At 64.2% G+C, this 13,888-nt stretch carries 17 protein-coding genes; 10 read left to right on the top strand and 7 right to left on the bottom strand.

Annotated elements, in window-relative coordinates; genetic code table 11:
• Window positions 1–51 precede the first annotated feature (51 nt).
• The gene (locus tag JQ624_RS25905) at window positions 52–306 is read left to right on the top strand and encodes a hypothetical protein (RefSeq protein ID WP_212421797.1); all 255 of its coding nucleotides are present in this window, start codon (window positions 52–54) and stop codon (window positions 304–306) included.
• 125 nt (window positions 307–431) lie between these two features.
• Here the strand turns inward: JQ624_RS25905 and JQ624_RS25900 are convergent, their stop codons facing one another.
• Window positions 432–908, bottom strand: a complete 477-nt coding sequence (locus tag JQ624_RS25900; RefSeq protein ID WP_212421743.1) for a helix-turn-helix domain-containing protein — start codon at window positions 906–908, stop codon at window positions 432–434.
• A 112-nt stretch (window positions 909–1,020) separates the two neighbouring features.
• Here JQ624_RS25900 and JQ624_RS25895 point away from each other — a divergent pair, with 112 nt between their 5' ends.
• Entirely contained in the window at window positions 1,021–1,794 is a 774-nt protein-coding gene (locus tag JQ624_RS25895) for an SDR family oxidoreductase (protein WP_212421742.1), read from the top strand.
• Window positions 1,795–1,949: 155 nt separating this feature from the next.
• Window positions 1,950–2,117, top strand: coding sequence for a hypothetical protein (locus tag JQ624_RS25890; protein ID WP_212421796.1), 168 nt, complete (start codon window positions 1,950–1,952; stop codon window positions 2,115–2,117).
• 51 nt (window positions 2,118–2,168) lie between these two features.
• Here the strand turns inward: JQ624_RS25890 and JQ624_RS25885 are convergent, their stop codons facing one another.
• Entirely contained in the window at window positions 2,169–2,777 is a 609-nt protein-coding gene (locus JQ624_RS25885) for an FMN-dependent NADH-azoreductase (RefSeq protein WP_212421741.1), read from the bottom strand.
• Window positions 2,778–2,876: 99 nt separating this feature from the next.
• Between JQ624_RS25885 and JQ624_RS25880 the strand changes: the two genes are divergently transcribed.
• Window positions 2,877–3,278, top strand: a complete 402-nt coding sequence (locus JQ624_RS25880) for a helix-turn-helix domain-containing protein (RefSeq protein WP_212421740.1) — start codon at window positions 2,877–2,879, stop codon at window positions 3,276–3,278.
• Here the strand turns inward: JQ624_RS25880 and dprA are convergent.
• Window positions 3,275–4,399 (bottom strand): DNA-processing protein DprA, encoded by a 1,125-nt coding sequence (dprA, locus tag JQ624_RS25875; RefSeq protein WP_212421739.1) that lies wholly within the window; start codon window positions 4,397–4,399, stop codon window positions 3,275–3,277. The genes JQ624_RS25880 and dprA overlap by 4 nt on opposite strands.
• A 118-nt stretch (window positions 4,400–4,517) precedes the next feature.
• On the opposite strand from dprA, the gene JQ624_RS25870 reads away from it, so the two are divergent.
• From JQ624_RS25870 to JQ624_RS25860, 3 genes are read left to right on the top strand one after another with little or no spacing between them, the layout of a single operon-like run.
• Window positions 4,518–5,759, top strand: a complete 1,242-nt coding sequence (locus JQ624_RS25870; protein WP_212421738.1) for an amidase — start codon at window positions 4,518–4,520, stop codon at window positions 5,757–5,759.
• Window positions 5,760–5,811: 52 nt separating this feature from the next.
• Window positions 5,812–6,135: a type II toxin-antitoxin system HigB family toxin gene (locus JQ624_RS25865; RefSeq protein ID WP_212421737.1), complete on the top strand. Its 324-nt coding sequence runs from the start codon at window positions 5,812–5,814 to the stop codon at window positions 6,133–6,135.
• Window positions 6,125–6,505, top strand: a complete 381-nt coding sequence (locus JQ624_RS25860) for a type II toxin-antitoxin system HigA family antitoxin (RefSeq protein WP_212421736.1) — start codon at window positions 6,125–6,127, stop codon at window positions 6,503–6,505. Before JQ624_RS25865 ends, JQ624_RS25860 begins: the two co-directional genes overlap by 11 nt.
• Before the next feature lie 33 nt (window positions 6,506–6,538).
• Here JQ624_RS25860 and plsY read toward each other — a convergent pair whose 3' ends face one another.
• Genes plsY through JQ624_RS25845 form a run of 3 tightly spaced genes read right to left on the bottom strand, consistent with a single transcriptional unit; the run spans window position 6,539 to window position 9,421 of the window.
• On the bottom strand, window positions 6,539–7,129 hold the full coding sequence (gene plsY, locus JQ624_RS25855; protein ID WP_212421735.1) for a glycerol-3-phosphate 1-O-acyltransferase PlsY: 591 nt from the start codon (window positions 7,127–7,129) through the stop codon (window positions 6,539–6,541).
• Window positions 7,130–7,162: 33 nt separating this feature from the next.
• The gene (locus JQ624_RS25850) at window positions 7,163–8,464 is read right to left on the bottom strand and encodes a dihydroorotase (protein ID WP_212421734.1); all 1,302 of its coding nucleotides are present in this window, start codon (window positions 8,462–8,464) and stop codon (window positions 7,163–7,165) included.
• A gap of 3 nt (window positions 8,465–8,467) precedes the next feature.
• The gene (locus JQ624_RS25845) at window positions 8,468–9,421 is read right to left on the bottom strand and encodes an aspartate carbamoyltransferase catalytic subunit (RefSeq protein ID WP_159012754.1); all 954 of its coding nucleotides are present in this window, start codon (window positions 9,419–9,421) and stop codon (window positions 8,468–8,470) included.
• Between the two features lie 237 nt (window positions 9,422–9,658).
• On the opposite strand from JQ624_RS25845, the gene JQ624_RS25840 reads away from it, so the two are divergent.
• The 3 genes from JQ624_RS25840 to JQ624_RS25830 all read left to right on the top strand — a co-directional run bounded on the left by JQ624_RS25840 (window position 9,659) and on the right by JQ624_RS25830 (window position 12,961).
• Window positions 9,659–10,405: a M15 family metallopeptidase gene (locus JQ624_RS25840; RefSeq protein ID WP_212421789.1), complete on the top strand. Its 747-nt coding sequence runs from the start codon at window positions 9,659–9,661 to the stop codon at window positions 10,403–10,405.
• A gap of 21 nt (window positions 10,406–10,426) precedes the next feature.
• On the top strand, window positions 10,427–12,070 hold the full coding sequence (locus JQ624_RS25835) for an acyl-CoA dehydrogenase family protein (RefSeq protein WP_212421733.1): 1,644 nt from the start codon (window positions 10,427–10,429) through the stop codon (window positions 12,068–12,070).
• A gap of 114 nt (window positions 12,071–12,184) precedes the next feature.
• Window positions 12,185–12,961 (top strand): CPBP family intramembrane glutamic endopeptidase, encoded by a 777-nt coding sequence (locus tag JQ624_RS25830; protein ID WP_212421732.1) that lies wholly within the window; start codon window positions 12,185–12,187, stop codon window positions 12,959–12,961.
• Here JQ624_RS25830 and JQ624_RS25825 read toward each other — a convergent pair.
• On the bottom strand, window positions 12,958–13,887 hold the full coding sequence (locus tag JQ624_RS25825) for an AEC family transporter (RefSeq protein WP_212421731.1): 930 nt from the start codon (window positions 13,885–13,887) through the stop codon (window positions 12,958–12,960). The genes JQ624_RS25830 and JQ624_RS25825 overlap by 4 nt on opposite strands.
• Window position 13,888: the final 1 nt, after the last annotated feature.

Raw genomic sequence — 13,888 nt, 5'->3', positions numbered from 1 at the left:
ACCAAAGGGGTTATTTCTGGGCAATATTGTATTCGATTGGATGCAAGTTTTTTGAGCAAGGCCGGAGGCGGCCGGAAGCGGAAAGCTTCAGGCAAACATCGGGACTCGCCACCCGAGGAACGTACCGCTGACCGAGGCGAGGAGGGCGGCCCCGACGAGGCCGTGGCCTTCATTGCGGAGACCGTGGCCGAACTGGTCAAGCTGGCGGAGCGCCACCGGCTCGAGGTGCTCAGCCATTTGCTCGGCATGGCGCAGCTCGAGGCGGAAGAGCGCCTGCGCACCCGGAGCAAGCACAAGCTGTCGTGAGTGCTCCCTCAAGATCGTCATGACCGGCCTTGTGCCGGGTATCCACGTTCTTTACCCCATCGTGCAAGAAAAGACGTGGCTGGCCGGGACAAGCTCTGCCGTGATGAATGTGGGATGCCAATCCTCTACGCCGTAACACGCTTGCGTTGCTTCCCTGTCGGCCGCTGCTTTAGCGCGGTATCGCCCGCACTCAATAGCCGCCCATCCTGCGAATAGAGTTCGAGCTTGCGAACTGGCCGGCCCTTTTCCTTATCGACCAGGATGGTGGCGATCTCTTCCGGGCGCTCATCGAACTCCTCGCTCCATTGCCGCAAGGCGACCAGGATCGGGAATATGCCACGCCCCTTCGGTGTCAGCAGATATTCCTGATACGCGCTGCCGTCGGAGGCGGGCGCGGTCTTCAGGATGCCCTGATCGACCAGCGCGCGCAGCCGCACCGTGAGGATGTTCTTGGCCAGCCCCAGTTTTTTCTGGAATTCGCCGAAGCGGCTGACCCCGAACAGCGCCTCGCGGATGATCAGGATCGACCACCAGTCGCCGATCGCATCCAGCGAGCGCGCGATCGGGCAATCGTCGTGCTCAAAACTCGTCCTTTTCACCATCGCAAACTCCAGGCGGGATTGAGAGGCGATCACGGCCTTGTGTAGTTGCATTATAAAACCAGACGCCTTAGGTAGGCAATCTAGTTTAATAATGCAACCATTGGAGGCGGCCATGAGGCTGGCGAACAAGACGGCGTTGATCACAGGGGGCAACAGCGGCATCGGGCTGGCGACCGCAAGACTGTTCGTGGCCGAGGGCGCCAACGTCGTCATCACCGGGCGAAATCAGGCGACGCTCGATGCCGTCGCCGCGGAGTTGGGCTCGAACGCGGTCGCGGTCGTGGCGGACGCGACAGACGTCGCCGCCACTGACGCTGCGATCGGGAAGGGAGCCAAAAAGTTCGGCAAGTATGACATCCTGTTCGCCAATGCCGGCATCGCCGGCGGCACGCCGCTGGGCGCGACTGATATCGAGGCATTTCAGAAGGTCATCAGCACCAACCTCACCGGCGTGTTCTTCACCGTGCAATCCGCACTGCCGCATCTCAACGACAACGCCTCGATCATTCTCAACGGCTCGGTCATCTCCGTGCTCGGCATCCCCGGCTATTCGGCCTATGGCGCGGCCAAGGCCGGCGTGCGGGCCATGGCGCGGATCATGGCCTCGGAATTGTCGCCGCGCGGCATCCGCGTCAATGTCGTGGCGCCCGGCGCGATCCGTACCCCGATCTGGGGAGCTGCGATCGCAACCCCGGAAGCCGAAAGGGCTTTCGAGAAGCGGATCGCGCTCTCGACGCCGCTCGGGCGCATCGGCGAACCCGATCATATCTCGAAGACGGTCCTGTTCCTGGCGTCAGACGATTCTGCCCATGTGCAGGGCCAGGAACTGTTCGTCGACGGCGGCGCCACGGCCTCTCCGAGCGGTGCGCCGATCTATCGGGGGTGAGACAGGTTTCAGCCATTTCGAAGCCGGTCGGAGGTTCTGATGGCATCTATCATCGGTTGCCGGCCGGCTTCGGCACCTGCGGCGGATTGGCGCTGAGCCAGAAGGCGCATTGAACCCCGGCTTTGGTTGTCGGACATTTCAGGGACAGGAGTTTTTTGACCACCAAGAACTGGAGAGCCGTCATGCCGAAAACCGCTGGCATCTCTTCGTCGGCGTCGCAAAATTCGGACACAGCGCAATTTGTTTCGATCGCGCTGTTTTCCGGGGTCGGCCTCCTGGCCTCCTTGATTGTCGTGCTCCTCCGCATGCACGGCGTCTTCTGATTTGAGCGGCTGCCGTCGCGTCAGGTGACGGCAACCGCTCTCGCCCCAAACTCAGGCGGCGTTCAGATCGCCTGCGGCTTTCAGCGCGCCGGCCACGGCTTTTTCACGATGTTCGGGACCGACCTGGATGCCGTCGGCGGAAATGAATTCCGGATTCTTGATGCCGATGAAGCCGAACACCCAGCGCAAGTAAGTTTCGAGATGTTCGCCGACCGCGGCCGGCGTGCCCGGACCATAAAAGCCGCCGCGCGAGATCGCGACGATGACGCGCTTGTTGCCGGCCAGACCTTCGGGGCCTTGCGCTGAGTATTTGAACGTCTTGCCGACGACCAGGATGCGGTCGATCCAGGCCTTGAGCTGGCTCGGAATCGTAAAATTGTACATGGGCGCGCCGAGCACGATGACGTCTGCGGCCAGAAACTCTTCCATCACGGCCTGACCGGCGGCGAGATCCTCGCGCAGCGAAGCTTCCGGGGGCGCCCCCTGGCCAGCGGCGAGGTGCGAGCCGGTGAGATGCGCCAGCGGCGTCAGCGTGAGATCGCGATAGCTGACTTCGAGGCCGGGCGTGGATTGGCGCAGCCGTTCGACGATGGCGGCGGAAACCTGGCGGCTGACGGAGTGGGGGCCGAGAACGCTGGAGTCGATGTGCAGAAGTTTCATGGTTGATGTCACCTTCGGTATAGATTTGTAACTGGCGCTATATGAGTGACTGTGGCAAAACCCCGCAAGAACGCACATTTTTTACACCCGAGCACATCGATGAGACCCGAGCACAAGAATGTGCCTGCCCTGCCTCCGAGCCCGCATGCCGAGGGCAACTGCCGCGCGGTGGCTTCTGTGCTGGCACGGGTAGGCGATAAGTGGAGCGTGTTGGTGATCATGATGCTGATCGACGGGTCGATGCGCTTCAACGAGCTGAAGCGCACGATCGGCGGCATCTCGCAGCGGATGCTGACGCTCACCTTGCGCGGGTTGGAGCGCGACGGGCTGGTGACGCGCACGATCTTTCCGACCATCCCGCCGCGGGTCGACTATGAACTCACTGATCTCGGCCGCGGGCTGGCGCAGCCGGTGCAGGCGCTCGGCAAATGGGCATTCGAACACCTGCCGGAGATCGAGGGCGCGCGGACCAGTTTCGACGCGCGCAATGAGAAGGGTTAGAGCAGCGACACCAGGCCACCGCCATGGCGCTCCAGCCGTCCGGCGAGTTCGAGTTCGAGCAGCACCGTGCGAACGATGGTGGCTGAAAGCCCCGACATCCGGATCAGATCGTCGAGGCTGACCGGGCTAGGTCCGAGCAGCGTGACGATGCGCTCGCGTACGCCCGGATCGATGTCGAAATCGAGCGGCTCGTCATCGCCTTCACGCGCCTCGAGCACGATCGGCCGCTCCAGGATCGGCTGAAGGGCGTTGATGACGTCGCTGGCTTCGGTGACCAGCGCCGCGCCCTGCTTGATCAGGTCATTGGTGCCGGCGGCGCGCGGATCGAGCGGCGAGCCGGGCACCGCAAATACCTCGCGGCCCTGTTCGGCCGCCATCCGTGCCGTAATCAACGATCCCGAGCGGTGCGCGGCCTCGATCACGATGACGCCGAGCGACGCGCCGGAGATCAGGCGATTGCGCCGCGGAAAATCGTGGGCGCGCGGCACATGGCCAAGCGGCATTTCCGAGATCGCACCGCCTTGATCGAGCAGGGCGGCCAGCAGCTCCTCGTGCTCTGCCGGATAGATCCGGTCGTGGCCGCCCGCCAGCACCGCGACCGTGCCGCTTTCGATCGTCGCGCGATGCGCGGCCTGATCGATACCGCGCGCCAGGCCTGAGATGACGACGAAGCCGGCGTCGCCGAGATCGCGCGCCAATTGGCCGGCGAATTTCAAACCGGCGCCGGAGGCGTTGCGCGAGCCGACGATCGCGATCATCGGCCGTATCAGGACGTCGGGCGCAGCGCGCATACGCACGCCGAGCAGCGGCGGCGCATCCTCAAGTGTCGCCAGCCGCGGCGGATAGGCGGCTTCACCCGGTGCGACCAGCGTGACGCCGATCCTTTTCGCCGCAGCGATCTCAGCCCGCGCTTCCTCCTCGCTACAGATGCGCCCTGAACGCGCGGCGCCGCCACGCCGCGCCAGATCGGGCAACCGCTCCAGCGCCGCGCGCGCATTGCCGAAATGGGCGATGAGCGAGTTAAAGGTGCGCGGGCCGACATTGTCGCTGCGGATCAGCCGCAAGCGGTCGATCCGGTCCGTATCGGAGAGGTGAAGCGTATGGGATGTCCGGTCATGCATGCGGATACAGCTTTGCCCAACCGGAGATTGCAATCAACCAGTTTGATTGTGATGGGCGCTACGCTTGCTCCATGCCAAGGCCCTCCGTAACCTGCCTCGTCACCACAGGAAGGCCTTCATGATCTCGCTCGCCGAACTTCAGCGCCGCATCGATGCCGGCGACCTTTCCGCAGACGCTGCGATCGCGCAGTCGCTCGAAGCAACCCGTGCGCATGAAAAGTCCATCGGCGCCTTCGTTTGTCGGGATGAAAATCCTCGCGCGCAAAGCGCCGGGCCGCTGCGCGGCATGGCGGTCGGCATCAAGGACATCATGGATACGGCGGATTTCCCGACCGAAATGGGCTCGCCGATCTACCGGGGATTTCGGCCGCGCGGCGATGCGGCCGTGGTGATGATGCTGAAGCAGGCGGGCGCGACCATCGTGGGCAAGACCACGACCACGGCGTTCGCCTCCGTGGATCCGACGCCCACGCTCAATCCGCACAATCATGGTCATACGCCCGGCGGATCGTCATCGGGGTCGGCGGCGGCGGTGGCGGCCGGCATGATCCCGCTCGCGCTGGGAACGCAGACCGGCGGTTCGGTGATCCGGCCGGCCTCATTCTGCGGCGTGGCTGCGATCAAGCCGTCCTACCGCTTGCTGCCGACGGTCGGTGTCAAATGCTATTCGTGGACGCTCGATACCGTCGGTCTGTTCGCGGCCAGGGTCGATGACGTGGCGCGCGGGCTTGCCGCGATGACGGGCCGGGTCGAATTGCTGCTGCCGTCCAGCATTCCGACCCCGCGCATCGGTGTCGTGACGCAGGATTTTGCGGGTAGCCCGGAGGCGACAGGCGGGGAGGCGCTGCGGATTGCGACCAAGGCAGCCGAACGCGCCGGAGCCTCGGTGCGGGCGCTTGATTTGCCTGAGATCATTGCGGAGGCGTGGCGCGTGCATCCAGTGATCCAGGAATTCGAGGCGCATCAGGCGCTCGCCTGGGAATACCGCGAAAACTACGACGCGATGGCCCCGCTGCTCCGCGCACGGCTGGACGAGAGCAGGGGCCTGACACCGGCCGACTATGACGCAGCGACGGGCGTTACGAGCCGCGCGCGGCATGCGCTGGCAACAGTGTTCGATGAGGTGGACGTGCTGCTGACCCTGTCAGCGCCGGGTGCGGCTCCCAAGGGATTGGGTTCGACCGGCGACGCCCGTTACAACCGCCTCTGGACGCTGATGGGGGTGCCTTGCATCAATATTCCCGCGCACGTCGCGGAAGGCGGATTGCCCGTGGGCGTGCAGGTGATTGCGCGATATGGCGCCGATGCCGAAGCATTGGCGGCAGCGCGATTTGTGGAGAAGGCTCTGGCGCGGAAATGAAATGGCAACAAGCCTGTTGCTCCCATAATGGGACCATGATATATCATGAGGAATGAGGGTTATTGCTCGCCGGACATTGCGAGAGTTCGTCCAGGGCCTGTCCGGCAGGAAGGATCAGCCAGCGGTAAAAGCGGCGCTGGATGCATGGTTCGACGAAGTGAGCAAGGCTTCGTGGAAGAGCACCGCGGAGGTCAAGCGTCGCTATGCCACGGCAAGTGTCGTCAGCGCTGAGCGGATCGTCTTCAACATAAAAGGCAATGACTATCGACTTGCAGTGGCTGTCGATTTCGAAAAGGGCATCGTTTGGATCAAATGGATCGGCACGCATAAAGCCTACGACAGGATCGACGTGACGGAGGTGCGATATGGCGACTGAACTAAAACCGATCCGCACCAAGGCGGACTACAAGAACGCACTTGCCGAGGTTGAGCGTCTTTGGGGCGCAAAGAGCGGGACAGCGAAGGGCGATCGGCTCGACGTGCTGGCGACCCTGATCGACGCTTACGAAGCGAAGCACTATCCCATGGATCCGCCGGATCCGATCGAGGCGATCCAGTTCCGGATGGAACAGCAAGGCCTTAGCCGCAAGGATCTCGAGCCGTTGATTGGCACTCGCGCGCGGGTTGCAGAAGTCATGAACCGCAGGCGCAGCCTGTCAATCGATATGATCCGGCGGCTGCATGAGCAACTCGGGATTTCTGCCGAGATACTGATCCGCCCGACCCGCGAGGACGAGGCGGCTTGATCGGCCGCTTGCCTCCGCAACAAGTCACGCCTACTACGCCCCGATCCGTCCCTCGGTCCCGGCCTGCAGCCGCTTGATGTTTTCGCTGTGCTTCCAGAACAGCAGCAATGTCAGCACGACGAACAGCGATGCCAGCGCGGGGTGGCCGAACCACCACAGGAACAGCGGCGTAACGAACGCGGCGACCAATGCCGAGAGCGACGAATAGCGCGTGGTGAAGGCGGTCGCCAGCCAGATCAAGCAAAACATCAGAGCTGCCGGCCAGAACAGGCCGATCAGCACGCCGATATAGGTGGCGACGCCCTTGCCGCCGTTGAATTTGAGCCAGACCGGAAACAGATGGCCGAGGAAGGCGCCGAGCGCCGCCAGCATCGCCGCATCGGGACCGCCGTAGTAGCCCATGATTACCACCGCGATCGTGCCCTTGAGCATGTCGCCGATCAGCGTCGCCGCGGCGAGGCCCTTGCGGCCGGTGCGTAGTACGTTGGTGGCGCCGATATTGCCGGAACCGATCGAACGCAAATCCTGCGTGCCGGCAAGCTTGGTAAGCACCATCCCGAACGGGATCGAGCCGAGCAGATAGCCGACCAGGAGCGCGAGCACGAGGAATGCAGCCGTCGTCATCACCGTTGCTCCCACCGCGGCGTGTCTTGCGCGCTAGACATGTTCATAGACCGTCCGCCCGCCCACAATAGTACGCACGACGCGCCCCGAGAAGCGGGCTTCATCGAACGGCGTGTTCTTGCACTGCGATTTGAGATCGGCGGGATCGAGCACCCAGGGCGTATCGGGATCGATCACGACGACGTCGGCCGGGGACCCCGCGCGCAGCGAGCCGCCAGGCAGGCCGAGCAGTTCCGCAGGGCGCGTCGACATCGCCCGGATCAGCGTCTTGAAATTCATCTCGCCACTATGGATCAGCCGCAGCGCCGCCGGCAGCATGGTTTGCAGCCCGACCGCACCGGCAGCGGCTTCCGCGAACGGCAGCCGTTTCACCTCGACGTCCTGCGGATTGTGATCGGACATCACGACGTCGATCAATCCGGAGGCGAGGGCGGCGACCAGCGCGAGGCGGTCCTCCTCGGTGCGCAGCGGCGGCGACAGTTTCAGGAAGGTACGGTAGGGGCCGATGTCGTTTTCGTTCAGCGTGACGTGGTTGATCGACACCGACGCGCTGACATAGAGGCCAGCGTCGCGCGCGCGCTTGAGGATTTCCAGCGACTCGATGCAGCTCAGCGAGGCCGCGTGGTAGCGCCCGCCGGTCAGCGCCACGAGCCGCATATCGCGTTCCAGCATTACGGCTTCGGCGGCGTTGGGAATGCCGACCAGGCCCAGCCGGGTGGCAAATTCGCCCTCGTTCATCACGCCTTCGCCGACCAGATTGGGGTCTTCAGTGTGGTGCACGATCAGCGCGTCGAAATCGCGCGCGTAAGTCAGCGCCCGGCGCATCACCTGCGCGTTGGTGACGCTCCTGTCGCCGTCGGTGAAGGCCACGGCACCGGCGGCTTTCAGCAGCCCGATCTCGGTCATCTCCTCGCCGCCCATGCCTTTGGTCAGCGCCGCCATCGGGTGAATGTTGACGATCGCGGTGTCGCGGGCGCGGCGCAGCACGAAATCGACGGTCGCCGAATTATCGATGACAGGCGAGGTATCGGGCTGACAAATGATGGTGGTGATACCGCCTGCGGCAGCTGCCTGGCTGGCAGAGGCAAACGTCTCGCGGTGGCTGGCGCCGGGCTCGCCGACAAAGGCGCGCATGTCGATCAAGCCGGGGGCGACGATCTTGCCGGCGCAATTGATGATGTCGGTGCCTTCGGGCACGCCGGCCGCGCCGATGCCGCGCTTTGAGTCACGGATCGTGCCGTCGGCAATCAGGACGTCGCCGGGGCCGTCGAAATCCCTGGAGGGATCGACGACGCGGGCATTGGCAAGCAGGATGGGGCGTCGGTCAGTCAGCATGATTTATGCGTTCGGCAGGTTGCGGGCGAGCGCTTCGAGCACCGCCATCCGCACCGCCACTCCCATTTCCACCTGTTCACGGATCAGCGATTGTGCGCCGTCCGCCACGATCGAGTCGATCTCGACACCGCGGTTCATCGGTCCCGGGTGCATCACCAGCGCGTCCGGCTTGGCGTAAGCGAGCTTCTTCTGGTCGAGACCGAAATAATGAAAGTATTCCTGGCTCGACGGCACGAAGGAGCCGTTCATCCGCTCGCGCTGCAGCCGCAGCATCATCACGATATCGGCGCCATTGAGGCCTTCGCGCATGTCGCGCGCGACCTCGACGCCCATCCGCTCGATGCCGCGCGGCAGCAGCGTGGAGGGGGCGACGACGCGGACGCGGGCGCCCATGGTGTTGAGCAAGAGGATATTGGAGCGAGCCACCCGGGAATGCATCACGTCGCCGCAGATCGCGATCACGAGGCCTTCCAGCCGGCCTTTGTTGCGGCGGATGGTCAGCGCATCCAGCAGCGCCTGGGTCGGATGCTCGTGGGCGCCGTCGCCGGCATTGATCACGGAACCGTCAACCTTGCGCGCCAGAAGTTCCACCGCGCCGGAGGCGTGGTGCCGCACCACCAGGATATCCGGGTGCATGGCGTTGAGGGTCACGGCCGTGTCCATCAGCGTCTCGCCCTTGCGGATCGAGGACTGGGAGACCGACATGTTCATGACATCGGCGCCGAGCCGTTTCCCCGCCAGCTCGAACGAGGATTGGGTTCGGGTCGAGGCCTCGAAAAACAGGTTCACCTGGGTGCGACCGCGCAAACTGGTGCGCTTTTTGTCCACCTGGCGGTTGAGCTCGACATATTCCTCGGAAAGGTCGAGCAGGCCGGTAATATCGGCAGCGGAAAGCCCCTCGATTCCCAGCAGATGCCGGTGCCCGAGGACGAAGGTCGATTTCGATGCAGGGGTCATTAAAGCCAGAGCTATAGGCAGAGATGCCATGCAGGGCAAGCGTCAAATCCCGCGTCCGGACTTATCCACCAGCGCTTCGGCGGCAGGGTAAACGGCGCCTGCCGGTGTTCCGTACCGCTGGTTTCCGCTAGGGTGGCCGGGATGCATCAGGCCATGAAGAACGTGCGGCATTTCATTCAATCCGTCCGGATCATGTTGCGGGCATTGGCGATCGCCGGGAGGGGTGCCGGAAGACCGATGGCCCTCGCGGCGATATTCGCGGCGGGTTGCCTGGCGAGCGCCGCCGCGCAGGCGCCAAAACTGCCTGCCGGCTTCGTCTATTTGCGCGAAATCGATCCGACCATCATCCAGGACATGCGTTACGCCGGCGCCAACAATTTCGTCGGCCGTTCCCTCAAGGGGTATCAAGCCGCTGAATGCGTGGTGAAGCGCGAAGTGGGCGCGCTGCTGAAGAGCGTTCAGGAAGAGCTCGCGCTGCAGAACCTGTCGCTGAAGATGTTTGACTGCTACCGGCCGGCGCGCGCGGTTGCCGACATGGTGGCGTGGTCGCGCGACGGCAAGGAGACGGTGGCAGGAAAGCGCTACAATCCGGCGTTCAGCAAGGCCGACCTGTTTCGGCTCGGCTACATCGCCGAACGGTCCGGCCATTCCACCGGCGCCGCGCTCGACCTCACTTTGGTGGACTTGAAAGCCGATAACTCGGCCACCTTCGATCCAACCAAGGACTATGGCGACTGCACCGCCAATGTGAACCTTCGCGCGCCGGACGGTAGCGTTGACATGGGCACCGGCTACGATTGTTCCGACGTCAAGTCGCACACGGGGGCAAAATCCATCACGGCAGCCCAGCGCCGCTGGCGGGAGAAGCTGGTTATGCTGATGGCGAGGCGAGGATTTGTAAACTATTCGAAGGAGTGGTGGCACTTTTCGCTGCCGGGAGCCGGCGGGCAGGCCTATGATTTTCCGATTACACCGCGGAAGTGATTCACGGTTCCAGGACCAGCCATGAGCCAGGTAACATTTGCGACCCACGAGGTCTTCAACCAGTCGCCGCCGTTCGAGGGCATTGATCTCTATGCGGTCGACCGGCCGCTGGCCGAGGCGGTCGCCGCCAATGGCGGGGCGTCGGCACAAAGCGAGTTGTCGGAGTTCGGCAAGCATTGGGGCTCGGCGGCGATGGCGGAGCGGGGCCGCGTCGCCAACGAGAACACGCCAAAGCTGCGCACCTTCGATGCCCGCGGCAACCGCCGCGACGAGGTCGAGTTTCATCCGGCCTATCACGAACTGATGGCGCACAGTGCGCATGCCGGCGTGCATAATTCGACCTGGGACGCCGTGGGCAAGCCGGCCGGCGGCGCGTCCGAGGTGATACGAGCGGCGAAATTCTACATGGCCGCGCAGGTCGAGACCGGGCATCTCTGCCCGATCACGATGACGCGGGCCTCCGTCGCCGCACTGGCGGAACAGCCCGACCTGCTGGCCAGGGTGATGCCGGTGCTGGGCACGCGATCCTACGATCCGGCGTTTGCGCCGTGGTGGAGCAAGCGCGGCATGACGCTCGGCATGGGTATGACCGAGAAGCAGGGCGGCACCGACGTGCGCTCCAACATGACGCGGGCGGAGCGCGACGGGGATGTCTACCGCATCACCGGCCACAAATGGTTCATGTCGGCGCCGATGTGCGACGCCTTCCTGGTGCTGGCGCAGGCCGAGGAGGGACTGAGCTGCTTCCTGATGCCGCGCTTTGCGCCTGATGGCTCGATCAACGCGATCCGGTTCCAGCGGCTGAAGGACAAGCTTGGCAATCGTTCCAACGCCTCGTCCGAAGTCGAGTTTCACGGCGCCTATGCCGAGCGCGTCGGCGCCGAGGGCAAGGGCATCCGCACCATCATCCAGATGGTGCAGTTGACGCGGCAGGATTGCGCGATTGCTTCCGCCGGTCTGATGCGTTCGGGCCTCGCACATGCGCTGCATCACGCGCGGCATCGCAGCGTGTTCCAGAAACATCTCGCCGATCAGCCGCTGATGCAGGCGGTGCTGTCGGACATGGCGTTGCATGTCGAGGCGTCAGTCGCGCTGGTGATGCGGCTGTGCCGGTCGTTCGACCGTGCGCCCGTTGACGCCAAGGAAGCCGCCTATATGCGGCTGCTGACGCCCGCCATCAAATATTGGGTCTGCAAGAGCGCGCCGGGCTTTCTCTATGAGGCAATGGAGTGCCTCGGCGGCAATGGCTACGTGGAGGAGGGCATTCTGGCGCGGCATTACCGGGAGTCGCCGGTCAATGCGATCTGGGAAGGCTCCGGCAATGTGATGTGCCTCGACGTCCTCCGCGCGCTGTCGCGCGAGCCGGAAGTGGCGTCCAGCATCGTGCATGAACTGACCGGCGAGACGCTCGGATTGCCGGGCGCGGGGGAGGCAACCGCGTTCATCGGCAAGGCGTTCCGGCGGCCCGACAGCGAGCGTGTGGCGCGGCTGGCGGTCGAGAAGCTGGCGCTGCTGGCGGCTTCTGCCGCGCTCAATGCGGTGTCGCCGCAGCACGCGCAGTTGTTCGCCGCTACCCGCCTTGCCGGGAATCACGCCGGCATGTACGGGGCGGTCGATCTGGCGAGCGAAGACATCCGCGGGTTGCTGGAGCACGCGCTGCCGTGAATATGTCTCATCCGTAATGGCCGGGCTTGGCCCGGCCATTACGTCTTTGTCTCCGTGCGAAGACGTGGATGCCCGGCACAAGGCCGGGCATGACGACACCGAGAAAGCGATCTGATGGATTCCGTTACGCCCGCAAGTGCTGTTGCAGTTCCGCCCGCGATTCCTGACCGGCCGCCACGCGTCTGGAAATTCTGGGGTACGGTGCTGTGGGGCCTGTTCATCTTCGCTGCGATGTTTCTCGGCCAGGTCGCGGTCATCATCTACTTTGTGCTGCGGCAGGGATCGTTCGACGTCGCCGCAGCGATCCATGTCGTCGGCGGCGGTCTGACCATCTCGCTCTCGGTCATCCTGGGGTTGCCCGCCGTGCTGCTGGCAACATGGATCGCGATCCGTCCAACGCGCATTTCCTTTACCGATTATCTGGCGCTGCGCTGGACCTCATGGCGCAATTTCTTGATCGGCGTCGCGGCGCTCGCCATCCTCGTCGGCGGCTGGGACCTGCTGTCGCGGGCGCTCGGGCGCGAGGTGACACCGGGCTTCATGGGCGACGTGCTGAAATCCGCCCAGGCCGACGGCGCGCTGTGGCTGCTGGTGATCGCGTTCTGTGTCGCCGCGCCGATGTGGGAAGAGATATTCTCGCGCGGATTTCTCTACCGCGGCTGGTCGGAATCAAAGCTCGGCGTCGCCGGGGCCATCTTCCTGTCGTCGCTGGCCTGGACCTCACTGCATCTGCAGTATGACTGGTTCTTTTTCGGCGAGGTGTTTTCGATCGGCCTGCTGCTGGGATATCTGCGTTATCGCACCAACTCGACCTGGCTGACGATCGTCCTGCACGGCATCAACAATTCGGCCGCGACCATTCAGACCTTCTGGCTGGCCGGCTCCGGCTAGCACATCGCAGCCAGCGCAATCGCGACCGGCATCGTCACCGCCGCCAAGATGGTCTGCAGCGTGATGATCTGCGCCAATAGCGGCGCGTCGCCGCCCATTTGCCGCGCCAGCACATAGGCGCTTGACGCCGCGGGCACCGCTGAACAGACCGTCACGACGGCGAGGTTGGAATCGGCAAGTCCAAATTTTAACGCCAACGCGACCGCGATCACCGGCATCAGCACCAGCTTGAGGAACACCGCGACGCCGGCGGCGAGGCTCGGCCGGAACAGGCCTTCGAGATGCAGGCCGGCGCCGGTCACCAGCAGCCCGATGGCGAGCGAGGAGCGGCCGAGCGCGTCCGCCACCTCGTGCCATAATTTCGGAAGCGGGATGTGCGTGACGTTGAGCGCGAGCCCGATCGCACAGGCCCAGATCAGGGGATTGCTCACCACCGTCACGACAATGGAGCCGGCCGAGCGCTTTTCCGGCGAGGCGTAATGGGCAAGCACCGCGACACTGACGATGTTGACCAGCGGGATGATGGCGACCATCGCGACGGACGCCAGCGCCAGCCCGAGGTCGCCGAACAGGCTGCCGGAGACGGCCAGCGCCACATAGGTCTGCCAGCGCGTCGCGCCCTGGAAGATCGAGGTAAAGGCGGGGCCATCGACCGCGGCCCGGGCGAGCAGAGGACGCAGCGCAAGGCACAGCAGCGACATCGCGAGCGCTGACAGCAGCAGCGCGCCTCCGACGCCGGCCACCGGCACCTTGGTGAGGTCGGCCTTCACCAGCGTCTGGATCAGCAGCAGCGGAAACAATACGTAGTAGGTCAGCCGTTCCAGCCCGTGCCATTGCGTCTCGGGCCGTATCAAGGTCCGCTTCAGGATGAAGCCGAGCACGATCAGCAGAAACACCGGCAGTAGCGCCGCAATGACGACCGCCATT

The organism is Bradyrhizobium sp. AUGA SZCCT0283 (assembly GCF_018130385.1).
GTDB lineage: Bacteria > Pseudomonadota > Alphaproteobacteria > Rhizobiales > Xanthobacteraceae > Bradyrhizobium.
This window is presented reverse-complemented; position numbering and strand designations above follow the sequence as displayed.

What these genes read in the sequence shown, in the direction of transcription:
- JQ624_RS25900 (WP_212421743.1), bottom strand. Translation starts at nt 908, where the DNA reads ATGGTGAAAAGGACGAGTTTTGAGCACGACGATTGCCCGATCGCGCGC.
- JQ624_RS25895 (WP_212421742.1), top strand. Translation starts at nt 1,021, where the DNA reads ATGAGGCTGGCGAACAAGACGGCGTTGATCACAGGGGGCAACAGCGGC.
- JQ624_RS25885 (WP_212421741.1), bottom strand. Translation starts at nt 2,777, where the DNA reads ATGAAACTTCTGCACATCGACTCCAGCGTTCTCGGCCCCCACTCCGTC.
- JQ624_RS25880 (WP_212421740.1), top strand. Translation starts at nt 2,877, where the DNA reads ATGAGACCCGAGCACAAGAATGTGCCTGCCCTGCCTCCGAGCCCGCAT.
- dprA (WP_212421739.1), bottom strand. Translation starts at nt 4,399, where the DNA reads ATGCATGACCGGACATCCCATACGCTTCACCTCTCCGATACGGACCGG.
- JQ624_RS25870 (WP_212421738.1), top strand. Translation starts at nt 4,518, where the DNA reads ATGATCTCGCTCGCCGAACTTCAGCGCCGCATCGATGCCGGCGACCTT.
- JQ624_RS25865 (WP_212421737.1), top strand. Translation starts at nt 5,812, where the DNA reads ATGAGGGTTATTGCTCGCCGGACATTGCGAGAGTTCGTCCAGGGCCTG.
- JQ624_RS25860 (WP_212421736.1), top strand. Translation starts at nt 6,125, where the DNA reads ATGGCGACTGAACTAAAACCGATCCGCACCAAGGCGGACTACAAGAAC.
- plsY (WP_212421735.1), bottom strand. Translation starts at nt 7,129, where the DNA reads ATGACGACGGCTGCATTCCTCGTGCTCGCGCTCCTGGTCGGCTATCTG.
- JQ624_RS25850 (WP_212421734.1), bottom strand. Translation starts at nt 8,464, where the DNA reads ATGCTGACTGACCGACGCCCCATCCTGCTTGCCAATGCCCGCGTCGTC.
- JQ624_RS25845 (WP_159012754.1), bottom strand. Translation starts at nt 9,421, where the DNA reads ATGACCCCTGCATCGAAATCGACCTTCGTCCTCGGGCACCGGCATCTG.
- JQ624_RS25840 (WP_212421789.1), top strand. Translation starts at nt 9,659, where the DNA reads ATGGCCCTCGCGGCGATATTCGCGGCGGGTTGCCTGGCGAGCGCCGCC.
- JQ624_RS25835 (WP_212421733.1), top strand. Translation starts at nt 10,427, where the DNA reads ATGAGCCAGGTAACATTTGCGACCCACGAGGTCTTCAACCAGTCGCCG.
- JQ624_RS25830 (WP_212421732.1), top strand. Translation starts at nt 12,185, where the DNA reads ATGGATTCCGTTACGCCCGCAAGTGCTGTTGCAGTTCCGCCCGCGATT.
- JQ624_RS25825 (WP_212421731.1), bottom strand. Translation starts at nt 13,887, where the DNA reads ATGGCGGTCGTCATTGCGGCGCTACTGCCGGTGTTTCTGCTGATCGTG.